The sequence below is a fragment of the Streptomyces sp. NPDC014870 genome (genome assembly GCF_043081505.1).
Classification (GTDB): domain Bacteria; phylum Actinomycetota; class Actinomycetes; order Streptomycetales; family Streptomycetaceae; genus Streptomyces.
Window position 1 is genome coordinate 96,791 of the sequence record NZ_JBIBWQ010000011.1, and the last position, 22,318, is coordinate 119,108.

Here is a 22,318-nt window from a genome sequence, read left to right on the forward strand (position 1 = left end):
CGTCAGCCGTCCTTCCAGTCGGCCAGGACTCTCTTCGCCTCGTCGACCCGGGCGGCGGCCAGGCACGACACGACGGACCTCACCTGCGTCGGGACGCCGAGGGCGACGAGCTCGTCGAGGAAGAGGTCCTTCGCCGCGGGGTTGAGGCCGAAGAACGCGGTGGCGGGCACGACGGTGCTGTAGAGCAGCATGGCCGCGGCGTACCAGTCGTCGCAGGGGAGGAGCCGGCTGCGCGAGGAGCGGTCCGGGTGAAGGAAGCCGGGCGTGCCCCAGCGGGTCCCGTAGGACAGCATCGCCGCCTCGTCGTCCTCGTGGACGGCGCTCTCGAAGTCGATGAACCGCATCCGAAGCGTACCGGTGTCGATCAGGACGTTGTTCGGCGAGAGGTCGCCGAGGACCACACCACGGGCGTGCACCTCTTCGATCATGGGGACCAGGCGGCCGGCGACCTCCCGGAACAGGGGGACGAACCGGTCCACCCTTCCCTCCCGTCGGATGTACGGGGCGAGGATGACCTCGTCGCGCGCCCAGAAGTCGTGGAACGCGACACCCTCCAGCCGTTGCTCCACCAGGAACGTGTGCTCCCATTCCCGGAACAGCTCCACCGCCCGGGGGACGGAGTCCAAGCCCTCCAGTCGGCGCAGTACCTCGTACTCGTGGCGCAGCATGTCGACCGCGTCCACCGTGCGGTCTCCGCTCGTCCAGCAGTTGGTGAGCCGCCGGGCCTCCTTCACGACGACCGGATCCCCGGTGAGCCGGTCGGTGCCGTGATAGACGCCGCCGACGTTGGAGAAGGCGAGGGCGCCCTCGACGAGATAGCGATCGTGGAGGAGCGTGCCGTCGGCCTCCACGTCCGGCTCCGCGCCGGACTCCGCGTACGACTTCACGTCCGGCTCTGCGTCGGACTCCGGGCCGGACCGCGTCGCGGCCTCGGACGCCGGTCGCTCCGCCGGCTCCTCGGCGAAGGGGTCGCGGACCCAGGGCGGCAGCCGGAACAGCGGCAGCCGTTCGTCGGCCACGTACGAGCCGTCGGGCGCCACCAGGAACGTGCTCTGCGTGCCGTCGATGTTGAGTCGCCGCGGCGGTCGGAAGCCCCCGTACCGATAGAACAGCACCCTGCTGTCCCGATAGCGCCGGTCGGAGAGGATGTACGGCCCCTCGACGGCTTCGTCGGCCGTGCACTGGTACAGGGCCTCGATCAGCTCGGCGAAGACGTGCTCGTCGGGCGGGTACAGCGTCATGAACTTGCCGGAGAAACCGCGTTGCTGTGTCTTCGAGTTGAGTACGGCCAGCATCACCGGGTCGGCGGCGGCCTTGAACTCGACGCGGAACGACACGCACACGGGGACCACGAGTTCGAACAGGCGGACGGCGTGCGCGGGGGCGGAGGAGACATGGATCTTGAAGCCCTGGGTGGGCGGCGGAGCCGACCGCTCCGTGGATCCCGGCGCCCTCCGCGCGTGCAGCCAGACGTCCCCGCGCTCCAGAGCCCAGGCGTCCGGCAGCAGCCGTCGCAGCGCGTCGCGGTACTCAGGGGTGATGGCCCTGCGGGACAGCGGCTCGTAGTGCCGGGGATCGGCGAGACCGAAGAGGTGGTGGGCAGCCAGGGCCGCCTGGCGGTCCACAGCCGCTTATCCGCCGAGGCCCCGAGAGGGGCCCCGGCGGGCTCGTGATCCTTCCGCGGTCACATCTGCACCGTTCCGCCGCCGCCACCGCCGCAGGCCACGCTGTACGTGCTGCAGCCGATCGACTGGGTGCTGTGGAATCCGGCGATCGCGGGAGTGGCAGCACCCCCTTCGGTCTGCATCCCCTGCAGCCGCAGTACACGGTCGACGTCGGCGCATGCCCGTTCAAGGCTCGCCTTGACCTCGTTCAGCGAGGCGGACCTCGCCTTGCCCTGCTTGGCCATGAGTTCCTCCTGTCTCCTGGCGTACGTGCTGCCAGGAAACGACGGGCCGTCGTGCGCTGCCAGCCCGCAAGGCCTCCACCGGCCTTTCCTGACGGCTTCTCCACCGGGTCCGACCTGCGAGGACTCCGCTGCGCGGCCCCCGGGCGGACCTGCTCCGAACGGGTTATCGATCCGAGCTCCTCGGGCGCGGGCCTGGCCACTCCGTGTGGGGAGCCGGGCAGTGCGGGCGAGGCCCCCAGCGGGTGGCCGAACCTGCACACCGCCGCCGGCACCCGCACCGGCCTCCTGGTCCGCCTTCGCTCGGGGCGATGCGCCAGGTGCTCGAGCGCTGCAGGCGGCACGCTTCAGGCCGGGCATGTCTCTCCCCGGCCGTTGTCGCGCACGGCAGACGGCCGGGGAGAGCAAGGCGTTTCCTCCTAGAGGGTGCCGTGCCAGGTGCAGGCGGCAGTCCCTTCACCTGGCGGGCAGTTCCACCCGCGGGCGTCCGGGCCGGCCCAGGGCGGGTCGTTGACGTCGGACCCGAAGGTGGACTTGGGCGGGGGCTCCTCCATCAGATACCCCGCCTGCTCTGTCTTGGGATCCTCCTCGGTCTTGTAGTAGTAGACGCGTACGGCCTTCAGGAAGGGCCGGTACGTGTCCCAGCGGCGCTCCACTGCCCCGAGCACGGGCAGATTGAGCCCTGTGCCGGCGGGCGTGGCGGCCGCTTGGTGCGTGTCGTTCATGCCGCCGTCCTTTCGGGCCCGGCCGGGGCCGCGGCACAGCCGCGGGCGCCCGGCGTGGGGCCATCACTTCACTTGAAGAAGGCGCCGATCGCCTTCGTGGCCAGGGGCAGCAGCCAGGCGAAGTCCGCCTCGACGCCGCCCCCGTTCTCAGAGCCGGCGGCATGGCCGGCCGGCCGGGTGCGGTCTACGGCCGGTGCCTGGACAGGCGCGCGCACGACGGCCGCCGGGGCCGTGTGCTGGGGAACGTCCTTGTTCATGTCCGTGTCCTTTCAGAACAGTGCGCTGTGGCGCTAAGCCCGCCGGGAGAGCCAGTGGTCCAGCATTCCTTTGGCTCCGTGGCCGATCAGCTCCCAGGGCATCGCCCAGCTCGCCTCGGCGCCCTGCAAGCCGGCGCCGGCGCGTGCCGGGGCCGCGGGGCTCCGGTCGACCGCGGGCGTCTGCAGGGGAGGCCGGGGCGCGGCCGGCGACGGGACTGTGTGCGGGATTTCGCTGTTCACCGCGGTGTCCTCTCGAAGAAAGGTTCGTGCAGCGGTGGCCGGGGCGCCTGGGCGCGGGCCACCGCTGCCGCGAGGGGTGCTGCGAGGTGACCTCTAGAAGAGGACCTTCTTCGCGATGTTCCAGACGTCACCCAGGCCGAAGTTGGCCTGGACGCCTTCGGTCCCTTCGCCGGCGTTCTTGGGGCCGGTCGGGCTGCGGTCGACGGCGGGAGTCTGGAACGGCGTCTGCGGAGCGCCGGCCGGAGCCGGCCGCTCGTCGTACTGCGTGAACGACTCGTTCATCTTTCTCACCTTTCACCTGGTGACGATCCGGCGAGCGGTTGCCGCCGGACGGCTTGTCTTGCCCGGTGTCACGGCGTGTGTCACAGCGCCTGTGACCGCTGCGCGTAGCACATCTGCCGGGCAGGTCCCCACAGGTCCGCGCAGCCCGAGCGTGATGCCTCGACGCCGTGGTCCAGCCGCTGCTGCGGCTGCCGCGACCGGTCGCGGCAGACCGGCGGCGCTTGCGGCGGGAAGGAGGCGGGCAGAAGGTCGGGAAGCCGGGGGGTGGGGTTGGCGGTCGTGTCCATGAGGAGCTCCTCGGTGTGGGGCGGCTGTCACACACCGCCGATGAAGGTGTGGACCGGAGCGAGGCTGACCGGTACTTCGTCGCTCACGTCGAACGTGAACAGGTACGACACCGGAGCGCGCTGGTCGTTCTCGGGGTCGAAGAAGGTCAGGACGACGTCCTGGCAGTCAGAACCGGTACGACAGAAGGGGCTTGGGGAGACGCTGACGGTGTCCAGCGAGTAGAAGTTGTTGCCGCTGCCAGGGACGTGCTCGGCGGAGAGGATGCCGTCCTGGATCTGGGCGCCGACCACGAACGCGTTGGTGCCGGCGGCGTTGAGCGCGCGGTCGGCGGAACTCCGTCCGAGGTTGCGGAACTTCCAGTAGATCTTGTCCAGCAGGGAGCGGATCGTCCTCTTGAGGAACTCGCCCTTCTTGCCGTCGAACTCCTTGCGGACCTCCTCCTCGGCGGCGTCCTGGGCCGCGACGGATTCCTCGGGGGTCGCGCCGTCGGTCTCGACCTCCTCGGCTGCCTGCCGACGCGCCTCCCTCACGCGGGTGTCGACCACCGCGGCGTACACCGCGTTGACCAGCAGCGTCTCGTTCCACGTGAACAGTCCACGGCTCTTGACCTCCACCACGGGCAGCACTTCGCCCGAGAACAGTCGGACGGTGCGGTCCGTGAGGACCCCGGGTATCGAGACCCGCGAGATGTAGTCGATGTCCTTGACGTTCTTGGACTGCCCCAGCAGGGCGTCCCTGAAGGTGCGGTAGACGTAGGAGACCGGTGGGTAGGCGAGCGTCTCGAGGATCTGGGCGAGGAGCCCCGCCCCGTCGGCCCCGGCGCCCTTCCCTCCCTTGGCGGCCTTCTCCGCGAGCTTCTGCACCTTCTCCTGGGACGCCTTGGGGTCGGTGATGATGGGCCGGGTCCAGTCCATGCCCACCGGCATCTCCGCCTCCAGGGCGTAGATCGGGGTGGCGTCCATGTTGAGCGTCCAGATCAGCTTGTCGGAGGCCCACGGGTTCTTGCTCAGGTAGGCATGCAGTTGCTTGGGGTCGTAGACGTTCGGCTGGGTCTCCGTTTCCGGCTGATCTCCCTTGGCATCGACGACGATGTTCGGCATCAGCTGGCGGAAGCTGTCGCGACGTGCCTCGGTCTGGAAGTCGAACCCGATGGTGCCGATCGCGTAGATCAGCTGCCGCCCGGGGGCCGGCGCCGCCGCCGTCGCGTGGCCGCTCCCACTGGGACGACCGCCCGCCTCCGCGCACGTACCGCCGCACCCGGCGCACGACGGGCACACGCCCGTGACCGTCGCAGAGGCGGCCGGCTGCGCGGCGGTGGCAGGAGCGGCCGGTGCGGCGGTGGGCACAGCTCCCGCGGCGGCCTGCACACCAGCCGGCATGGCGGCCTGGGCCGCACCCTGCGTCGCCGTGGACGCTGCCGGCGGATAGGGAGGGGGAGCGGGCAAGGCTTCAGGCGCTGCGGGTACCGCCGCCGGCCAAGGCGCAGTGACCGGCACGCCACCGGTTCCCGCGGTCTGTGTGGATCCACTGCCCTGTACGCCCTCCGCCCACCCCGCGCCCGCCGGGTCCTGGGCCCCTGCCGGAATCGCGGGCGCGGCCGTGGGCATGGCTGCGGGGGTGGTCGTGAGCGCGTCTGTGGGCATGGTCTCGGGAGGCTGGGAGGCCTGCGCGTGTACGGCGTTTGTGTCCATGACGATGGCTCCTTGTCTCGGTTCGGCGTAAGTCGTTCCCCGGTCGGTCGGGGCCGGTCCGCCTGCCTGGTCGACCAGGGCGAAGGCGCCGGCGGCGTTCAGCAGGCCGCGAAGCAGCCTGCGGCACTCGGTGGCGTCGTCCGGGCCGCAGGGCGGGCGGAGCGCCGACTCCAGGACGGCGCGGCCCGCCGCGATCGGGTCGGCCGCGCGCCCCAGAGCCAGGTGCCTGGCCACCAGCAGCGCCACGACCCCGGTCACGGCCGGGGCGGCGAAGCTGCTGCCGGTCAGCAAGGCGAGTCCGCCGTCGGGTGCGGCTCCCTGGATGTCCTGGCCTGGCGCCAGCACCCCGTTCAGCCGGTAGGCGGCGCCCCAATTGTTGATGCCGAGCGGCACTCCGGTGGCGTCGGCCGCTCCCACGGCGACCACGGACGGCGTGGCGGCGGGCGCCTGCAGACAGTCACACCCGTCGTTCCCGACCGCCGCGACCACCAGCACCCCTCTGTCTTCGCACAGCCGAAGCGCCCGTTCGAGCATGCTGTTCGGGGTGCCTGCGGGGGTGCGTTCCCCGCCGCTGATGTTGATGACATGGGCGCCGGCCTCCACGGCTTGCTCCACGGCCCGGGCCAGGTCCAGCTGGGGCACGCGAGTCACCCGGCCGTCCGGGGACTCCCGGAAGACCGGCAGCAGCAGGCCGGTGCAGCGCGGCACAAGGCCCGGCACCGAAGAGGGGGGCTGTCCGAAGAGCAGGCTCGTCACGTGGGTGCCGTGGAGCGACATCGGACCGGGCCCGGCCGGGTCGGACACCAGGGTGGGCATACGGGTCAGGTTCGCTCCCGCGAAACACGGATGTTCCATATCCACGGGGCCGTCGAGCACCGCCACACGTACCTCGGGGCTCCCAAGGAGCTCGCCGTGTCCGGCGACCCCGCGTACCACCGACCGGATGTCCATCCTGAACCTCCGCCATCTGCGGCATCCCGGCGTGCGCCGGGATGGGTCCGTCGTGGCGCCCGGCCAACCCGTACACGGCGTACGCGCCACAACAGAAGGTGTCCCACCAGCGCATTGCGGAGGCGTTGCTCTTCCTGGCGCGGCGCGTTCGCGAGCCGTCTCCGAAACGTTCGGCGCGCGTCGCACCACTCATGGGCGAAACGTTTCTGCATCGTGGATGCGGTGCATCCCGCGGCGCACCGGACCGGCACAAACGTGCCGCGACGCGCAACCGGCCCGCGCATTCCACCGGTTGCAGCCGCATACGGCCTCGCGCACAGTGAAAGGCGTGTCGCAGCGAGCACGAATCGAACTCCTTCGCCCCTCCAAATCACCTGCGAGGGGCGGCCTGTCACCGTCTCCGCCGCGGCTCAGCGCCTCCTGGCCTTCCTGGCGCTGCACCGTGACGGCGCACACCGACGTGACGCAGCAGAACAGCTGTGGCCCGACTGCACGCCATGCCGAGCGGCCGCCAACCTGCGATCCGCCCTCTGCCAGGGCAGGAAACTCGCAACGACACCCGTCATCGCCAGCGCGGACCACACTCTGGCCCTCTCACCCTCCCTCGCCGTCGACCTTCACGATGCGTGGGACGCCGCCCAAGTCGTCGTGTCCGGCGACGATCCACTCCCTGTCACCGACCAGCTCGTCACAGACCTCGGCCAGGTCATGCTCCCCGGCTGGGACGACGAATGGCTGCTCCTCGAACGCGAACGCTGGGACCAGCTACGGCTCTACGCCCTGGAAGCACTCGCCCGGCGCTTCCAGGCGGAAGGCCGCCACCTGTCGGCGCTGCAGACGTCGCTCGTCGCCGCCTCCATCGACCCGTACCGCGAGACCCCCCACCGCATCGCTGTCGAGGTGCATCTCGCCGAGGGCAACCTGGCCTGCGCCGTCAAGCGCTACCACGACTACCGGCGCCTGCTCCAGGCGGAGTTGAAGGTTGCCCGGTCCGACCGCCTGACCCGCCTCGTCCGCGACCTGACACGGGCGTAGACGCCCCTCCGCAAGCCCGCCTCAAGGTACCTGCCGCGCCCGGCACACACCCGTGGCACCTTGACGCCGTCCCCGCCTACGTGCCGGAAGACCTCGCCCCGACGTACCCGGCGCCGGCAGTTGGTCAGCCCGCCCAGCGCCCCGAGAAGAAGGCCACGGCGAGGACCACGGAGAGCGGAACCGACACGCAGAGCCAGGCAGCGAAGAGCCGCGGCCTGCGGGACGTCCAGCAGGCGAGGCCGATCCACAGGGGCCACCACAGGAGGGTGGCGCGGGGGATGGACATGTACCAGTACGAGGTGCCCAGCGCCCACAGGCTGAGCGCGATGTAGACGGCCTCGGGCCAGCGGCGTGCACGCGCGAGGAGGACGGCGACGACCAGGCCGACGCCCATGGCGACGAGCTCGGCTTGCCACAGGAGGGCGTACGGGGCGGTGTAGCCGTGGTCGAATGCGGCCTCCCAGGTGGTGCTCCAGGCCTCCCAGGGGGCGTGGAACTCCCGGTACCAGCCGCGCTCTTGGGCGTGCTTCCAGGCCATCCAGTCCCTGGTGTGCCCGTACAGGTACCAGAAATAGAGAAGGGGCGGGAGCGCGGGCAGGGCCAGCCAAGGCAGTTGGCGCAGGTCGCCGCGCTGACGGGCCGTCAGGGCGAAGTGGACGACGAGCGCGGCGAGGAGGAAGAGGCCGCTGACGCGCACGGTGGTCGCGCAGGCCAGGAGGAGCGCGGCGAGCCGCCAGTCGTGGCGCTGTGCGGCGAGCCAGGCCGGCAGGGCGAACGCGAGGAAGAGCGACTCGGTGTAGCCGACGGCGAGGAAGACGGCACACGGCGAGACGAGCAGGAGGACGACGGTGCGGCGGGCGTCGGCCACCTGGGGCACGTGGAGCCGGGCGATGCGGCCCAAGGCGACCACCGCGACCGCTCCGGCGACGAAGGAGATGAGGAGTCCGGCCGCGGTCCAATCGCCTACGAAGGGGTGCAACGCCCTCAGCAGGAGCGGGAATCCGGGGAAGAAGGCCTCCCTGTTGTCCCACTCGACGGGCCGCGCCGCCGGATCGTCCGGGAAGTAGCCGTCGCGGGCGATGTTCAGGTAGTGGTTCCAGTCCCACTGACCGAAGACGGCCCCGAACGGCTCCGCGTGGTGGGACTCGGGATCGCGCGGGAAGAGCCAGGCCGTGCAGTACGCGGTGAGGAGGAGAGCGACACGCGTGAACAGATAGAGAGTCAGGACGTCACGGTCGTCCGCGTCGAGGCGGAACCGGAGGCTTGCGCGAAGGTGCCGAGCCTCACGGCCTGGCTCGCGGACGGCGGCTGTCGGCGCCGCCGGTGCGGGGGGCCGGACATCTCGTTCTATGAGGGTCATCGGGGGCGTCTGCTTCTCTCTGAGGGCGTGGCGGGGCGCGGGACGGCCTCAGGTGCGGTGGCGGTCCCGGAAGAGCGGGGTGGGTGCGGCCCTAGGGTCTGCCGGGCGGTGGCGTGGTCGTGGCGCCCGGCGCGATGGAGCCGGGCGGGGTCGGCGGCGGGGAGGTCGTGATGCCGACGGCGGGCGGGCGGGTGTCGCTCGTGCTCGTACTCGACGGCGTCGGGCCGCTCACCGACGGGGTGATCGCGGGCACGACCGGCTGCGAGGAGCCGGGCAGCAGGGTGGCGAGCGCGGCGCCCCCGCCGCCCAGGACGAGGCACGCGCCCACGGCGAGCGCCGCGAGGCGGCGCCGGTGGACGCGCCGCCCGAGGGCGCTGATCTCGGCGGCCGGCGGGTAGGCGGCGCGAGCCCGGCCCGCGTCGGCGGCTGCCTCGAAGAGCGACCTCAGCGGGTCGTGGGACGGGTCGTCGTGGGACGGGTCGCGGGACTCATTCACCGTGTGCCTCCTCGCCGGACGGGTGGTCGGTACCGGGGCGCTCGCCCCGCTGGTCTTCGGCGCGGGGACGCTCACCGCGCGGGTCCTCGATCCGGTGGGCGAGTGCCGCCCGGCCGCGGGACAGGTGGGTCTTGACGGTGCCGGTCGACAGACCGGTCTCGGCGGCGACCTGGTCGACGCTCAGGTCGCACAGGTAGTGCAGAGCCAGGGTGCGTCGCTGCTGCGGAGGGAGTTCACGCAGGGCGTCGACGAGCACGAGGTGGTCCGGCTCGGGGCCCTCGACCGACGGCGGCGCCGCGCCGCGCCGCCACGCCTCGGTGGTACGCCGGCGGAAGCGCCAGCGGCTCACCGCGAGCCGCCACGCGACCGTACGGATCCACGCCTCGGGCTGTCCGTCCCGGTCGAGCTGCCGCCTCCGGTTCCACGCCTTGACGAAGGCTTCCTGGACGACGTCCTGCGCCTCGTGCAGGTCGCCGAGCATCACGTACAACTGGCCCGTGAGCCGCGCCACCGCGTGGGCGTAGAACTCTTCGAACTCCTCGACGGTCAACGAACACTCCCGGATCTCCGACTACACCCCGCATACGCCTGTCGAGGGTCCCCCGGTTGACACGGAAACCCAGGAACAAGAGTGATCGTGATCACGCAACCGAATCCGGAGGACACGCGTCAGGGGAGGCCGCAGATGGACGCACGAGAGGCGCCCGACCGGTGAAACCCGGGTCAGGCGCCTCGATGTGGGTGAAGGACGATCCGTGCTTCTCAGGGGCTCAGACCGCCGCGGGGGTGTAGTGGCTCGCGTCGTCGCCCTCGATGACATGGCTGAGCGTGCCGTCGACACCGGCCGGGACGTCGCCCGCGACGGTCACGCGGTGCAGCAGGCGCGGCAGGTCGCCGTAGTCGTCGGGGGCGTAGTGCTGGGTGATGCGATTGTCGAACAGGACGAGGTCGCCCGGCTGCCAGACCACGCGCAGGATGTTCTCGGGGCGGGTGACGTACGACTGGAAGAGGCGCAGGAGGTCGCGGGAGTCGGAAGGGCTGAGCCCGACGACGCTCTGGGCGAAGCCGCCGATGAACAGCCCCCGCTCCCCGGTCTCGGGATGGACGCGGACGACGGGGTGGCGGTGCGGTACGTCCGGGAGACGAACTGCTTACGGTGCTCGGCCGCCTTCTCGCTCCTCGGGGCCGCGTAGTCGTAGACGTTCGTGTGCACCGCCCACAGTTTGTCGGCCAGCTCCCGCAGGGGCTCGGGCAGGTCCTGGTAGGCGGCGCCCGAGTTGGCGATGAGGGTGTTGCCACCGTAGGGCGGGACGACGATGCCGCGCAGTGTGGACGCCTTGGGCGGCGTTCGGACGAAGGTGACGTCCGTGTGCCATTTCGGCCTCCGATCCTGCGGATGTCGAAGCCGGTACGGGTGGTCGTGGAAGGAGTCCTTTCGGCAGCGCGAGTGAGGAACTGTCGCGGGGTCGTCGGGTCGTCGGGTTGTCGGGTCGTGGTCATGGGGAACGCTGTGCACCTTCGATGGAAGGCTGGATAGCGCACATGCGGAAAGGCGCGTGCCAGGACTCCGGGAAAGGGCATGAGAACCGCCCGACGGTGGGAAAGGGAAACCTGGCCGGAGGAGGAATCCGGCGGGCGGAAAAAGAGGCCTGGCGGTGGGTCTATCGACCGACGGCACAGATGGCGCTGGCTTGACGTCGAAGATCGACGTGCAGCCGCGCGGCGAGGTTCCGACAACTGCTCACGGCCAAGAGACTCGCAGCGGAGACCGGACGCGTCAATGTCTTGTCCTGCCGCGTCTCGCATCCTGAATTTCCTGCCATACGCGCGACGTCCGGCGTTCACAACCGGCCCGAACGGTGGGACGGCTCCGGGCGGATGTCGCGCGGAATGCGGTGGTGCGACTCGGCTGCGGCGTCAAGAATCGGCGGATGCATGAAGTGAGACTGTCCGACGGGATCATCACTCTGTCGCCGCTGTGCCCGGACGATGTGGAGGCGCATCTCGCGGGCGAGGATGAGCCGCTGGTTCGCTGGCTCAACGGCGGTCCGGGCACGCGCGACGGTGTGGAAGCGTACTTCCGGCACTGCTGGGAACAATGGAGCACCGCCGGTCCCCTGCGCGCTTTCGGCATCCGGGTGGCCGCCGGCGAGGCGCTCGCGGGGACGATCGACCTGCGGTTCGTGGGGGAGGGCCTGACTTCGAGCCAGGTTAATGTCGCCTACGGCCTCTATCCGTCGTCGAGAGGGCGTGGCCTGGCTACCCGCGCAGTCCTCCTGGCGGCCCGGTACGCGGCCACCGAGGGCGCGGAGGAGGCGGTGATCCAGGTCGATCCGGAGAATCCCGCCTCCGCCGCAGTCGCGCGGCGGGCGGGATTCACCCCCGGCGGAAAGCTGCGCGGCGACGAGGCCGCACGGTTCGACCGGTACGTCAGGGACCTGCGCGACGCACCCCCGTGACGACTCGTCACCCGTGAGGTGCTGCGCCTCGTCGGTTGAAGGGAAGCCGGCTGAGAACCACGGCCATGCCGCAGGTGTCGGTGAGTGCGGAGAAGACCAGGCCTCCGGAGATTCCGGCCGACAGGAGCTGGAACGCCGGGTGCACGAGCAGACCGAGGGCCAGGCCGAGCAGGACCAGGGTGCCTGCGGTGAAGCGGACTTGACGCTCCATCCCCCAGACCGCCCGCACGGGGCCGGGCGGGAACTCGAGCACGTGACCGGCGGCGGCCCACGCCCGGGTGCCGCCGGAGAGGCTCGACGCCGCGATCCCGTGGGCGGCGAGCGCTGCGGCGGCCTTCTCGGAACGGGCACCGGAGGCACACACCAGCAGGAGGGACCCGTCGGCCGCCGAGCCTCGCAGGTCGGCAACGCTGTCCTGAATGCGGTCGAGGGGGACGTTGACGGCGCCGGGCAGGTGGCCGGACGCGAACTCGCCCGGGGTGCGGACGTCGACCACGTACAGCCGGCGGAGCTGCGGCTCGGCCTGGCCGACGGTGAGGGTGGCGGTGGGAGTGGGGGTGGGGGAGTTGCTCATGGCGATCCTGCCCTTGGCAGCGACGGGGGAGTGGCCCTGCACCGAGCAGGTGACAGGGCCGTTCCCGAGATGCTAGGCGCGCGGCACGGCCACGGCGTGACGACGTGCGGTGCCGTCACGAGGTCGCCATGCCGTCGCCATACCGCGGCAACACGTGCGCGTTCCGTCAGTCGACCGGGCCGCGCTCCCGCGGGATGCGCTCCCCTGCCTCGACGGCCACGGGCAGCCGGTTCTCGGCCGGCGGCAGCGGGCAGGTCGCGAAGTCGGTGTAGGCGCAGGGCAGATTGGTGGCGCGGTTGAAGTCGAGCACGACACCGCCGTCGGCTCCGGGCGCGTCCACACCGAGCTGGCGGTTGGCCGCGTACGTGGTGACACCCGACGTCTCGTCGGTGAACAGCACCGTGAGGGTGCCGGGTGTGAACCCGTTGAACGCGGTCAGGCTCAACTCCTGTCCGTCCAGCCGGAAGACGATCCGGCCCGGAGCGTCGTACACGTGCCGCAGCCCCTCGACGGAGGCGCCGACCGTGGTCGGTCGCGGCTCGTCGAAGGCCTCGTAGCGGCCGGTGACCACCCAGCGCGGATCGGGAGCGTACGCGGGCGTCCCGGTGAAGGCGGTCCGCAGCGGGTGGTCGGGGTGGCGCGGCCGGACCACGTCGTGGCCGCCGCGCTTGGCGACCTCGATCACGGTGTCGTTCCAGACGGCGTTGACGCCGCCGCGCTCCGGAATGACGCCGAAGAGGTGCTTCCCCCGGACGACCGTGCCGTCGACGACGAGTTCCGTCCCCTCGTCGAGGTCGACTGTGACGCCCTCGGGCCCCGTCGACCACGTGCCGGGCGTGCCGGGGAAACTCTGCGGCTCCTCGGAGAGCCAGTGCAGACCGGTCACCGCGAGAAAGCCGTGCTCGGCGGCGAGCCGGGCGTCCTTGTCCCGGTGCCACTCCTCCCATTCCACGGCGAACCGCGCCGGATCGGGAGTACCGGTGATGTCGGTGTCGACGGTCTCGCGGGTGTCGGGGATGCCACGGACGCTCATGCGTCTCCTCCTGCTGATGCGGATGGTGTGTGCACGGCCGCGTATCCATCGCCGGAAGTCCGGAAATCCGGAAGACAAGGCGGAAGGAACGGGCCGCGGGGGCAGGACGAGGCCGTCAGGGGGCGCCCGGAAGCTGTTCGGGGTGAGCGTGGGGCTGTTCGGACGCCGGGTCGAGGCCTCGATGTCAGCCGGAACAGGCCATGGTCGTGACGCGCACGTAGTCCACGTGCCGACGCATCACGAGAAGGCTCATGGGTCGAGCAAACCACAACTCCGGTGCGGTGCACCAGTGTCGCCCGTCAGCCGCCGGCAGAGCACCCAGCTCCGCGGACATCGGGTGCATCCGTCCCTGCGGGTGTGCCTCATCTCGCCTCGGCGCGGGGCACACCCGTCGTTTGGGGGGATGGCGGTCCTTCGGTCAGGCTCCGGCCGGGGAAGACGCCGAGGACTGGGCCTCCGCGGCCGCCCGGAACAGCCGCCGCAGCCGTACCACCCCGAGGTCGTGCTGGTAGAGGTTCTCCTGCTGGTCGGCGTCCGCGGGCATGGCCTCCAGCATGACGCGGTCCTGCTCCAGGACCTCCCAGTGCCGCTTCTCGATCAGCGTCCGGTAAAGGAAGCGCCAGGTCGCTCGCTGCCAGTCGGCGACACGGCGGTAGCGCCAGAAGAAGACTCCGCTGCGCTCGGCGTCCACCGGGCAGACCATGCCCACGATGCCGAACGGTCCGCCGGGGCCGGCCGACGGCGGGTACGGGATGGACAGGTCGACCCAGTCCACACCCGTACGGCACAGCTCGACCCAGTCGAAGTTGACGCCCCGCTGGTCGGTCTTCTCGAAGAAGTAGCCGCGGTCGGTCTCCCGGATGCGGAACTTGGCCGTCGTGTCGCCATCGAACATCGTGTGCGACTCGTGGTGGAGGAAGGCGCCGTGCATCGGGTCGAGGAGGTTCTCCACGGCGTACCGCCAGGGCACGTCCCATTCGGCGTAGCACAGGAACGCGTCCACCTCCGGGTCCGTCAGCGGCTCCGGCAGCGTCAGGTCCACCGGCTCGGGGTGCGCCTCGTCACCGAAGTAGGCGAGGATCGCGCCGCCGACCTCGCGCACTGGAAGCGAGGTGACGAGCTTCTTGCCCTCCAGGTTGCAGCCGGGCAGCCCGGGGACGGAGGAGACCGTCCCGTCGGTCTCGACCTCGACGCCGTGGTACCAGCAGGCCACCCGGTCACCGAGGTGCTTCCCGAGCGACAGAGGGGCGCCCCGGTGGGGGCAGCGGTCGGCGAGCATGGAGAGCCGGCCGTCGGAGCGGCGGAACAGCAGCCACTGTTCGCCGAGCGCGGTCACCTTGCGCATCGCGCCGGGAGCGACGAAGCGCGAAGGGACGACGGGGTGCCACTGGTTGCGCAGACCGGTGGCGTAGATGTGGTCGGCGGTGGCGGTCGAGGACAGCGTCACGTCAGGCTCCCAGTCGGTTCATCTCGGCGCGGAAGGACTCCTCGGTCCACGGCGCGCCGTCGGCGGCATGGACCTTGCGGGCGTTGAGCCCGCGCACCACGTCGGCCGGCTCGTGGCCCTCGTGGGTGAAGACCTCTTCGAGGGTTGCGGCGAGCTTGTACTCGTAGGCGGTGGGTTCGTGCGTACGGGACTGGTGGACGTCCAGATACGGCCACGCGTCGCTCGTGGTGTCGGTGGTCACGGGTGTCTCCTGGGAAGGCGGGGGTCAGGGGAGGGGTGGGGTTCACAGATCGAGAACGAGGCGGCCGCCGGAGGCGCATCGCGAGACGCAGATCATCATCGTGGCGCCCGCGGCCTGCTCCGACTCGCTGAGCAGGAAGTCGCGGTGGTCGGGGGTCCCGTCGAGCACGCGGGTCTCGCACGAGCCGCAGATCCCGTCGCGGCAAGAGCTGTTGACGGCGATTCCGGCGCCCTCCGCGGCGTCGAGGATCGAGGTGTCCGCGCCGACGCCGAGCGTGAGGCCGGACTTGCGGCACTCCACCTCGAACGCCCCGTCGTCCCCGGCCCGTTCGACGACCGGGGCGGCGAACCGCTCCAGCCTCAGCCGGCCCTCCGGGCACCGCGCCTCTACGGCCGTGAGCAGTGGTTCGGGGCCGCAGGAGTAGACGAGCGTGCCGTCCGAGAGCCCGGACAGCGCCGCGTCCAGGTCGATGTGGCCGGCCTCGTCCTGCGGTACGAACGTCACATCGCCGCCGAGTGCGGTGAGTTCGGAGACGAACGCCATCGACGCCCGGCTCCGGCCGCCGTAGACCATGCGCCAGGGGGCGCCGCGCCGCGCGGCCTCCCGGGCCATCGCGAGGAGCGGTGTGATCCCGATGCCGCCAGCGACGAAGACGTAGGCGTCGGCGTCCTCCAGGGCGAAGTGGTTGCGCGGCTCGGAGACAGTGACGGTCTGGCCGGGACGGAGCGTCGTGTGCACGTAGCGCGAACCTCCGCGTGAGGAGGGCTCGTTGAGCACCCCGATTCGGTACGCACCCACGTCCTGCGGGTCGCCGCACAGGCTGTACTGGCGGACCTGGCCGCCGACGTGGACGTCGACGTGGGCGCCTGTCGTCCAGGCGGGCAGGGGCTTGCCGTCGGCGTCGGCGAGGTCGACGGACAGGACGCCCTCGGCTTCCCAGGTCATACGGCGGACGATCAGCCGCAGCGCGTTCTCGTTCAGTGCGTTCTCACTCATGGTCTGTGCCTCCTTCCGGTGAGGGAGCGGTACGGGGGTGCGGACTACTGGCCCGGAATCCGCACCGGCGGGGTGAACGGGTTCTTCATCGGCCCCAGGGCCGCGAGGTCGACCTCGACGAGCGTCGGTCCGTCCGAGGCCACGGCCTGACGGACGACGGGATCGGCGTGCTCCTCGGCGGTGATCCGCAGATAGGGCAACCCGCAGGCGCGCGCGAGGAGTTCGAAGTCGGGGGTCGTGAGGTCGACGCCCGAACGCCGCTCGCCGTAGCGGTCCTGCATGTTGCGCAGCACGCCGTAGCCGCCGTCGTTGAAGACGATCAGGGTGAGCCGGGGCCGTTCCTGGGCGAGGGTGAGGAGTTCGCCGAGGTGTACGGCGAGCCCGCCGTCCCCCGCCATGACGACCGTCGGCGTGTCGGGCCGGGCGAGCGCCGCGCCGATGCCCATGCCGAGGCCCTGCCCGATGCCGCCGCCCCGGGGGAAGACGTTGTCCCGCGTGCCGTACATCTCCAGGAGCCGGTTGCCCCAGCTGCTGGAGGCGATCGTGACATCGCGAGCGACGACCGCCTCGCGCGGAAGAGCGGCGCGGATGGCGTCGCAGATCGCGGCCTGGGGGCCGATGGAGGTGTGGAGTGCCTCTCGTACCTCGGTACGCACGGACGCGACGCGCTCGCGCCAGCCGTCCTCGGCGGGCCGGGCGTACGCGGCCAGACCGGCGAGGGTGGTCGCGGCGTCCCCGTGCAGCGGGTGCGCGACCGGGTACACGCGGCCGAGCGCCGCCGCGTCGACGTCGATCTGGATGTGTGCGGCGGGGAGACCGAGCGTGTAGTCGGCGGTCTCGTTGGAGCGGAAGTGCGTGCCGATGGTGACCAGCACGTCCGCGTCGGCGAGCAGGGCGCGCACGGCCGGGGTGGTGGCGAAGTTGCCGATGACCTGCTCATGGTCCTCGGGCACCGTGCCCCGCCCGGAGTTGGAGGTGAGGAGTCCCGCCCCGGTCGCCTCAAGCAGGGGCGTGAGCTGGTCGCGGGCGCCGGCGGCGCCTCCGCCCGCCCAGATCAGCGGGCGACGGGCCGAGGCCAGGAGGGTGCCGGCGGCCGCGAGCTCACCCGCCGTGGGCGCGGGACGGACCTGGGATGAAAGCTCCACGGGAGCGTCCGTCTGCGCCGCGTACTGGAGGTCGATCGGCCACTCGACGCTGACCGGACCGCCCGGCGCGGCAAGCGCCGCCCGCGCCGCCTCGCGCAGGATCCGGCCCGCCTGCTCGGCGTCGGGGACGCTCGCCGCGTACGCCGAGACGGCCGTGAGCATGCCCAGCTGGTCCTTGGTCTCGTGGATGAACCCCCGCCCGCTGCCCAGGAATTCGCTCTCCACCTGGCCGGTGACGTGGAGGACGGAGCTGCCCGCGCTGAGCGATTCGATCAGCGAACCGGCGGCGTTGCCCGCCCCCGTACCGGTCGACGTCAGCGCGCAGCCGATCGAGCCGCGGGCCCTCCCGTAGGCGTCCGCCGCGTTGACGGCCGAGGCCTCGTGCCGCACGGGCACGAACCGCAGTTCGCGGTCGACGGCCTCCACCAGCGGCAGGTTGTGCACGCTGACGATGCCGAAGACGGTGTCGACGCCGAGCTCGCGCAGAACGGCGACGAGGAGGTCTCCTCCGTTGTCGTAACGCATGGTGTCTCCTCAGAGGATGGAGCGGCCGACGCCGCCGCAGACGTCGATGCCGGTGCCGGTGATGTACGAGGCGCGGGACGAGAGCAGGGTCACGACCGCGTACGCGACCTCCTCGGCCCGGCCGAGGCGGCCGAGCGCGATCCCGCGGTCGGCGGCCAGTTCGGCCTGCCAGTCCTCGTAGCTCTCCCCGGTGCCGGCCGCGGCGTGGCGGCGGGTCCACTGGCCGGTGTCGATGAGGCCCAGGCACACGGAGTTGACCCGGATGCCGTCGCCGGCCAGCTCGATCGACAGGGACTTGGAGAGGTTGAGGATGCCGGCGCGTGCGGCGCTGGTGGTGATCAGACGGGTCTCGGGCTGCTTCGAGAGAACCGCGTTGATGTTGACGACGCTCGCCGCGTCGGAGGCGGTGAGGTACGGGCGCGCGGCGTGCAGCGGGTTGAGGACCCCGGCGAACTTGAGCTCCAGCTCGTCGCGCCAGTCCTCGGGCGTCGCTTCGTCGAGCCCCTTCATCCGGGACTGCCCGGCGTTGTTGACGAGCCCGTCGACGCCCCCGAACTCCTCGGCCGTCCGGCGTACGAAACGGTCGACCGCGTCACGGTCCCGTACGTCGCAGACCTCGGTCATCAGCCGGTCACGTCCGGCGCCGAGCCCTGCGGCGGCCTTGTCCATCCGGTCGGCGTCACGCCCGCAGGTGGCGACGCGGGCTCCTTCGTCGAGCAGGGCCCGGACCGTGGCCAGGCCGACACCCGAGCTGCCGCCGGTGACCACGATCGTGCGGTCGGCGAGGCCCAGATCCATAAGTCGTCACTCCTACAGCTCAGTTCATGGTGAATCCGCCGTTGACGGCGATCACCTGTCCGGTCAGATAGCGGGACTCCTCGCCGAGCAGGAAGGAGACGACGCCGATGAGGTCCTCAGGCTGCTGCGGCCGGGAGACGGCCCGGTTCGCGCGGTAGAGGTCGTGCCGCTCGGCGGGCACGGTCTCGGTGGCCTCGCACTCGGTGAGCCCGGGGGCGAGCGCGTTCACGGTGATCCCCTTGTCGCCGAGCTCGCGGGCCATCGCCCGGGTCAGCGCGAGGACCGCGCCCTTGGAGGCGATGTAGTGGGCCAGCCGCGGCGAGCCGTAGAGGGCCGCGTCCGACGCGATGTTGACGATCCGGCCCGGCGAGCCGAAGAGGGGGTACAGGGCCTTCGACACCAGCCAGGGACCGCGGGCGTTGACCGCCATCAGCCGGTCCCACACCTGGATGTCGATGTCCTGGAACTCCTTTCCGCCGACTCCGTTGGCGAGCGCCGCGTTGTTGACGAGTCCGTACAGCGGTCCGGTCTCGCGCACGGCCGCCGCGAGCCCGTCCACCGACGCGGGGTCGGCGACGTCGCAGCGTACGAAGCGCGCGTCGACGCCCTCCGCGCGGAGCAGTGCGGCGGCCCGCTCTCCCCGCTCCCGCTCCAGCTCGGCGACGACGACCCGGAAGCCGTCCTCGCCGGCCCGGCGGGCCATGGCCATGCCCAGGCCACGGCCCGCCCCGGTGACGACGACGACCCTCGGGTCAGTCACGGGTGACACCGTGCATCGGCGAGTACTCGGGGTACGTCGGCACCTGCGGCTTCCGCGTGCCGATGACGACGCAGAACAGGGCGTCGGTGTCGCCCTCGTTCTTCAGCGAACGGGTCACGCCGGCCGGGACGACGATCATGTCGCGGTAGCCGAGCGTGCGGTACTCGACCTCGTCGGGCCCGCGGTGGATGCCGACCTTGACCTCGCCCTCCAGGACGAAGAAGGCCTCCTCGACGTCGTGATGGGTGTGGGCCGGGCCCTCGGCGCCGGGCGGGAGCAGCATGTTGGAGAAGGTGAAGCCGCCGGACGGGAGGATGCGGCTGTCGCTCTCGTGGTTGCCGGTGGCGCCCGAACCGACGTAGCGGATCTGGCCGCGGCGGTACTGCGGTCCTGCCTTCTCCTGGAAGGACAGGGTGCCGAAGTCCGCCACGCGGGATGCCTTGGTGGCGATGAGCGAGTCGGTGTACGCGGCGAGGTCGCCGCCGTTGTCGTACGCGGCGGTGGTCAGAGGCATGGGAATGGGCTCCTGTTCGGGGATTCGGGGATGCGTGCGGTGATACGGAGGTGGGAGAGGACCCAGGCGTTGAAGCGCCCGGGCTGCTCCTGATTGGCCAGGTGACCGGCGTCCTTGACGATCACGAAGGCGGTCCTGCGGAGGGCTCCGGCGATGGTCTGACTCGCCTCGATGCCGGTGACCCGGTCCTGATCGCCGCAGAGCACCAGCGAGGGTGCGGCGACCGAGGGAAGTTCGGCGCGGAGGTCGGCCGAGGCCATGGACTCGGCGGCGTACGCGTAACCCGGCAGCCGCACCGAGGCCGCCATGGTGTCCACGACCCGCCGGACCAGCTCGTCCGGGGCGTCGGGCGACACCAGGCGCGGACCGCGTGCCTCGGCGAAGGCTCGCGGGCCGCGTTCGGCCAGCTCGGTGACGCGGGCCCGCATGCCCGCGGCCGTCTCCTCGTCCGTGCCCGAGCCGGGGCTGGAGTCGGCGACGATCACCGAGGCGACGAGCTCCGGGTGGCGGGCCGCGAGCCGCAGGGCGATGACGCCGCCCCACGAGACACCGAGCACGTGGCCGCGTCCGCCGCGCTCCCGGATGAGGCCCGCCGCCGTGTCCGCGAAGTCGTCGAGGGTGAGCGGGACTTCGGGGTCGGGCGACTTGGCGTATCCGGGGGCGTCCCAGGCCACGACTCGCGCGTACGACGAGAGTTCGGCGAGCTGCGGCGCGAACGCGGCCGACGACGAGCCGATGCCGTGCAGGCACAGCAGGAGCGGACCGTGATCGCCCGCCTCCTCGACATGCACGTCGAAGCGGCCGCTCACAGGATCTGCCCCGTGCGCCCGGCGATCGCGGCGAGGCTGCGCAGCACCGCGTACGGCACGACCTGGCTGGTCGCGGGGTTGTCCGCGTCCGGCACGTGCTCCATCTCGAAGCGGTACGCCCCGTGGGGTCCGGACGCCTCGATCACGTGCCGCGTGCGGTGCGCCGCCGGGTCGGCGACGACCCGGACCCGCACAGCGTCCAGGTCGCCGACGGCGAGCGCGACGGAGGCGGCGACGTTCGTCGACCGGGGGAACTTCACCGGAACCTCGCGCGCGGTGCCCGACATGACCTCGACCGGACCGGTCGCCGTCCGCATCCGGAGGAGCAACTCCTCGCCCATCCACGGCTGTTCGAGTGTCGAGGGCAACTTGGTGGTGGTCAGCCGGACCTCGTCCACGGGACCGAGGGACCGTACGGCCTGGAGCAGGTCGAGGCCCCCCACCGCGCCGCCTGTGAAGTACACCCGGCCGGGGCCCGCCGCGAGCAGCCGCTTCGCGAGCTCCTCGTCGGTGAGCGCCCCGGTCGAGGCGACCAGCAGATCGGTGCCGGAGGCGAGGACCCGCTCGCCCCACTCCCGTACGACACCCTGGCCCGCGGCCTCCACGATGAGGTCGCACTGTTCCAGGGCCTCCTCGAAGGTGACCTGAGGGGCGGGCGCGGCCTCGCCCAGTGGGCGGTTGTCGACGACGCACACCAGCTCGGCGCCGCTCACCTCTCCTTGCGTGAGCGCGGTGCCGACGACGCGGCCGATCGCGCCCCAGCCGACGATGCCCACCTGGCGTACGGTGCTCATGCGAAATCCTTCCGGGAGTCGGTGACGGTGGGGGCAGCGGCGAGCGGGCCGGGGTCCGGCGTGCCCGCCATGTGGCAGCGGATCTCCTTCGACGGCGGGCCGGCCGTCCCCCACAGGTCGGACAGCTCCGGCACGCGGCGCCACACCCTGGCGATCCAGGCGTCCTCGACGATCTGGGCCACCTCGGAGGTGTACTCGCAGACAAGGCCGGACGGATCGGTGAAGTAGGAGAACGTGTTGTTGCCGGGGCCGTGCCGGCCGGGGCCCCACTGAGGGGTGATGCCGTGGTGGCGCAGCCGCCCCAGGCCCCGCATGAAGTGGTCGACCGAGTTCATCTCGTACGCGACGTGGTTGAGGGAGGTCCACTCGGCCTGGTTGAAGGCGATGCAGTGGTGGTCGGCGTTGCACCGCAGGAACGCCATCTGGTGCTCGGACCAGTCCGAGACGCGCAGCCCGAGGACGTCGCAGTAGAAGGCGACCGCCGCGTCGATGTCGACGGTGTTGAGCACCGCGTGGGTGACGCCGACCGGTACCGAGCCGTCCCGGCCGCGCGGGGCCACCGCCTCCACCTGGGCGCTGATCTCGATCAGGCGCCGCTCGGGGTCGGTGAACCGCAGCCCGTAGCCGCCGCCCGCCTGGTCCAGCGGTCCGGGGCCGAGGACGGGGACGATGCCCCGGGCTTCGAGGCGCCGCGCGGCCTCGTCGACCTCGGCGGGCGTGGCGACGGAGAACGCGATCCGGCCGAGGCCCACGCGCTCGCTCTCCGTGAGGTGCAGGACATGGTGCTCGTCGCCGGTCCCGCGCAGCCAGCGCGCGCCGGTGTCGGACGCGACGGTCTCGAGCCCCCACACCTCCTCGTAGAAGTCGGCGGCCTCCGTGAAGGCGGGCGTGTGCAGCTCGACGTAGCGCAGGGAACGGAGCCGGGCGATCGGACCGGGCGGTGTGCGGTGCATGAGTCTCTCCAGAGGGCGGGCGTGCCGGGACAGGTGGCC

At 71.6% G+C, this 22,318-nt stretch carries 24 protein-coding genes and 1 pseudogene; 2 read left to right on the plus strand and 23 right to left on the minus strand.

Translation table 11 applies throughout. The features are described 5' to 3' along the window. Positions 1-2: 2 nt before the first annotated feature. The 7 genes from ACF09C_RS28980 to ACF09C_RS29010 all read right to left on the minus strand — a co-directional run bounded on the left by ACF09C_RS28980 (position 3) and on the right by ACF09C_RS29010 (position 6,340). Positions 3-1,625, minus strand: a complete 1,623-nt coding sequence (locus tag ACF09C_RS28980) for a hypothetical protein (protein ID WP_392095706.1) — start codon at positions 1,623-1,625, stop codon at positions 3-5. A gap of 59 nt (positions 1,626-1,684) precedes the next feature. Further along, positions 1,685-1,909: a hypothetical protein gene (locus tag ACF09C_RS28985; protein WP_392095708.1), complete on the minus strand. Its 225-nt coding sequence runs from the start codon at positions 1,907-1,909 to the stop codon at positions 1,685-1,687. A 416-nt stretch (positions 1,910-2,325) separates the two neighbouring features. Next, positions 2,326-2,631: a hypothetical protein gene (locus ACF09C_RS28990; protein ID WP_392095709.1), complete on the minus strand. Its 306-nt coding sequence runs from the start codon at positions 2,629-2,631 to the stop codon at positions 2,326-2,328. A 68-nt stretch (positions 2,632-2,699) separates the two neighbouring features. Further along, positions 2,700-2,888, minus strand: a complete 189-nt coding sequence (locus ACF09C_RS28995; RefSeq protein WP_392095711.1) for a hypothetical protein — start codon at positions 2,886-2,888, stop codon at positions 2,700-2,702. Positions 2,889-3,221: 333 nt separating this feature from the next. Next, a complete protein-coding gene (locus tag ACF09C_RS29000; protein WP_392095713.1) occupies positions 3,222-3,410 on the minus strand; it encodes a hypothetical protein in 189 nt (62 codons plus the stop codon). An 80-nt stretch (positions 3,411-3,490) separates the two neighbouring features. Beyond that, on the minus strand, positions 3,491-3,697 hold the full coding sequence (locus ACF09C_RS29005; protein WP_392095714.1) for a hypothetical protein: 207 nt from the start codon (positions 3,695-3,697) through the stop codon (positions 3,491-3,493). A gap of 27 nt (positions 3,698-3,724) precedes the next feature. After that, positions 3,725-6,340 (minus strand): S8 family serine peptidase, encoded by a 2,616-nt coding sequence (locus ACF09C_RS29010; RefSeq protein WP_392095716.1) that lies wholly within the window; start codon positions 6,338-6,340, stop codon positions 3,725-3,727. A 648-nt stretch (positions 6,341-6,988) separates the two neighbouring features. Between ACF09C_RS29010 and ACF09C_RS29015 the strand changes: the two genes are divergently transcribed. Further along, complete coding sequence (locus tag ACF09C_RS29015; protein ID WP_392095717.1) at positions 6,989-7,375, plus strand: BTAD domain-containing putative transcriptional regulator; 387 nt, start codon at positions 6,989-6,991, stop codon at positions 7,373-7,375. A 124-nt stretch (positions 7,376-7,499) separates the two neighbouring features. Here the strand turns inward: ACF09C_RS29015 and ACF09C_RS29020 are convergent, their stop codons facing one another. The 4 genes and pseudogenes from ACF09C_RS29020 to ACF09C_RS29035 form a co-directional block, all read right to left on the minus strand. Beyond that, positions 7,500-8,735 carry a mannosyltransferase family protein gene (locus ACF09C_RS29020; RefSeq protein WP_392095718.1) on the minus strand — a complete coding sequence of 412 codons (1,236 nt, stop codon included), beginning with the start codon at positions 8,733-8,735 and terminating at the stop codon, positions 7,500-7,502. Positions 8,736-8,826: 91 nt separating this feature from the next. Beyond that, positions 8,827-9,231 carry a hypothetical protein gene (locus ACF09C_RS29025; protein ID WP_392095719.1) on the minus strand — a complete coding sequence of 135 codons (405 nt, stop codon included), beginning with the start codon at positions 9,229-9,231 and terminating at the stop codon, positions 8,827-8,829. Then, positions 9,224-9,781 carry a SigE family RNA polymerase sigma factor gene (locus ACF09C_RS29030; protein WP_392095721.1) on the minus strand — a complete coding sequence of 186 codons (558 nt, stop codon included), beginning with the start codon at positions 9,779-9,781 and terminating at the stop codon, positions 9,224-9,226. The genes ACF09C_RS29025 and ACF09C_RS29030 overlap by 8 nt, the downstream gene beginning before the upstream one ends. Positions 9,782-10,001: 220 nt before the next feature. Continuing rightward, a pseudogene (locus tag ACF09C_RS29035) lies at positions 10,002-10,618 on the minus strand (TauD/TfdA dioxygenase family protein); the annotation flags it as partial. Positions 10,619-11,162: 544 nt separating this feature from the next. Between ACF09C_RS29035 and ACF09C_RS29040 the strand changes: the two are divergent. Then, the gene (locus ACF09C_RS29040; protein ID WP_392096055.1) at positions 11,163-11,690 is read left to right on the plus strand and encodes a GNAT family N-acetyltransferase; all 528 of its coding nucleotides are present in this window, start codon (positions 11,163-11,165) and stop codon (positions 11,688-11,690) included. A 7-nt stretch (positions 11,691-11,697) separates the two neighbouring features. Here the strand turns inward: ACF09C_RS29040 and ACF09C_RS29045 are convergent, their stop codons facing one another. The 12 genes from ACF09C_RS29045 to ACF09C_RS29100 form a co-directional block, all read right to left on the minus strand. Next, on the minus strand, positions 11,698-12,264 hold the full coding sequence (locus ACF09C_RS29045) for a rhodanese-like domain-containing protein (RefSeq protein ID WP_392095722.1): 567 nt from the start codon (positions 12,262-12,264) through the stop codon (positions 11,698-11,700). A 166-nt stretch (positions 12,265-12,430) separates the two neighbouring features. After that, positions 12,431-13,297 (minus strand): DUF1684 domain-containing protein, encoded by an 867-nt coding sequence (locus tag ACF09C_RS29050; RefSeq protein WP_392095723.1) that lies wholly within the window; start codon positions 13,295-13,297, stop codon positions 12,431-12,433. Positions 13,298-13,715: 418 nt separating this feature from the next. Next, positions 13,716-14,744 carry a Rieske 2Fe-2S domain-containing protein gene (locus ACF09C_RS29055; protein WP_392095725.1) on the minus strand — a complete coding sequence of 343 codons (1,029 nt, stop codon included), beginning with the start codon at positions 14,742-14,744 and terminating at the stop codon, positions 13,716-13,718. A gap of 1 nt (position 14,745) precedes the next feature. Then, positions 14,746-14,985 carry a recombinase-like helix-turn-helix domain-containing protein gene (locus tag ACF09C_RS29060; RefSeq protein ID WP_392095727.1) on the minus strand — a complete coding sequence of 80 codons (240 nt, stop codon included), beginning with the start codon at positions 14,983-14,985 and terminating at the stop codon, positions 14,746-14,748. 42 nt (positions 14,986-15,027) lie between these two features. After that, positions 15,028-15,981, minus strand: coding sequence for a PDR/VanB family oxidoreductase (locus ACF09C_RS29065; protein ID WP_392095728.1), 954 nt, complete (start codon positions 15,979-15,981; stop codon positions 15,028-15,030). Between the two features lie 44 nt (positions 15,982-16,025). After that, positions 16,026-17,651, minus strand: coding sequence for a thiamine pyrophosphate-binding protein (locus ACF09C_RS29070; protein ID WP_392095730.1), 1,626 nt, complete (start codon positions 17,649-17,651; stop codon positions 16,026-16,028). Between the two features lie 9 nt (positions 17,652-17,660). Next, on the minus strand, positions 17,661-18,449 hold the full coding sequence (locus ACF09C_RS29075; RefSeq protein WP_392095732.1) for an SDR family oxidoreductase: 789 nt from the start codon (positions 18,447-18,449) through the stop codon (positions 17,661-17,663). Between the two features lie 19 nt (positions 18,450-18,468). Continuing rightward, positions 18,469-19,209 (minus strand): SDR family oxidoreductase, encoded by a 741-nt coding sequence (locus ACF09C_RS29080; RefSeq protein WP_392095733.1) that lies wholly within the window; start codon positions 19,207-19,209, stop codon positions 18,469-18,471. Further along, positions 19,202-19,723: a cupin domain-containing protein gene (locus ACF09C_RS29085; RefSeq protein WP_392095735.1), complete on the minus strand. Its 522-nt coding sequence runs from the start codon at positions 19,721-19,723 to the stop codon at positions 19,202-19,204. The genes ACF09C_RS29080 and ACF09C_RS29085 overlap by 8 nt, the downstream gene beginning before the upstream one ends. Continuing rightward, positions 19,714-20,532, minus strand: a complete 819-nt coding sequence (locus ACF09C_RS29090; protein ID WP_392095737.1) for an alpha/beta fold hydrolase — start codon at positions 20,530-20,532, stop codon at positions 19,714-19,716. Before ACF09C_RS29090 ends, ACF09C_RS29085 begins: the two co-directional genes overlap by 10 nt. Beyond that, on the minus strand, positions 20,529-21,326 hold the full coding sequence (locus tag ACF09C_RS29095; RefSeq protein ID WP_392095738.1) for an aspartate dehydrogenase domain-containing protein: 798 nt from the start codon (positions 21,324-21,326) through the stop codon (positions 20,529-20,531). Before ACF09C_RS29095 ends, ACF09C_RS29090 begins: the two co-directional genes overlap by 4 nt. Further along, positions 21,323-22,279: a VOC family protein gene (locus tag ACF09C_RS29100; protein WP_392095739.1), complete on the minus strand. Its 957-nt coding sequence runs from the start codon at positions 22,277-22,279 to the stop codon at positions 21,323-21,325. Before ACF09C_RS29100 ends, ACF09C_RS29095 begins: the two co-directional genes overlap by 4 nt. Between the last annotated feature and the right edge of the window lie 39 nt (positions 22,280-22,318).

Coding starts and splice junctions, on each gene's coding strand:
- ACF09C_RS28995 (WP_392095711.1), bottom strand. CDS start 2,888: ATGAACAAGGACGTTCCCCAGCACACGGCCCCGGCGGCCGTCGTGCGC.
- ACF09C_RS29020 (WP_392095718.1), bottom strand. CDS start 8,735: ATGACCCTCATAGAACGAGATGTCCGGCCCCCCGCACCGGCGGCGCCG.
- ACF09C_RS29075 (WP_392095732.1), bottom strand. CDS start 18,449: ATGGATCTGGGCCTCGCCGACCGCACGATCGTGGTCACCGGCGGCAGC.
- ACF09C_RS29040 (WP_392096055.1), top strand. CDS start 11,163: ATGCATGAAGTGAGACTGTCCGACGGGATCATCACTCTGTCGCCGCTG.
- ACF09C_RS29095 (WP_392095738.1), bottom strand. CDS start 21,326: ATGAGCACCGTACGCCAGGTGGGCATCGTCGGCTGGGGCGCGATCGGC.
- ACF09C_RS29045 (WP_392095722.1), bottom strand. CDS start 12,264: ATGAGCAACTCCCCCACCCCCACTCCCACCGCCACCCTCACCGTCGGC.
- ACF09C_RS29005 (WP_392095714.1), bottom strand. CDS start 3,697: ATGGACACGACCGCCAACCCCACCCCCCGGCTTCCCGACCTTCTGCCC.
- ACF09C_RS29085 (WP_392095735.1), bottom strand. CDS start 19,723: ATGCCTCTGACCACCGCCGCGTACGACAACGGCGGCGACCTCGCCGCG.
- ACF09C_RS29010 (WP_392095716.1), bottom strand. CDS start 6,340: ATGGACATCCGGTCGGTGGTACGCGGGGTCGCCGGACACGGCGAGCTC.
- ACF09C_RS28985 (WP_392095708.1), bottom strand. CDS start 1,909: ATGGCCAAGCAGGGCAAGGCGAGGTCCGCCTCGCTGAACGAGGTCAAG.
- ACF09C_RS29100 (WP_392095739.1), bottom strand. CDS start 22,279: ATGCACCGCACACCGCCCGGTCCGATCGCCCGGCTCCGTTCCCTGCGC.
- ACF09C_RS29070 (WP_392095730.1), bottom strand. CDS start 17,651: ATGCGTTACGACAACGGAGGAGACCTCCTCGTCGCCGTTCTGCGCGAG.
- ACF09C_RS29065 (WP_392095728.1), bottom strand. CDS start 15,981: ATGAGTGAGAACGCACTGAACGAGAACGCGCTGCGGCTGATCGTCCGC.
- ACF09C_RS29050 (WP_392095723.1), bottom strand. CDS start 13,297: ATGAGCGTCCGTGGCATCCCCGACACCCGCGAGACCGTCGACACCGAC.
- ACF09C_RS28990 (WP_392095709.1), bottom strand. CDS start 2,631: ATGAACGACACGCACCAAGCGGCCGCCACGCCCGCCGGCACAGGGCTC.
- ACF09C_RS29000 (WP_392095713.1), bottom strand. CDS start 3,410: ATGAACGAGTCGTTCACGCAGTACGACGAGCGGCCGGCTCCGGCCGGC.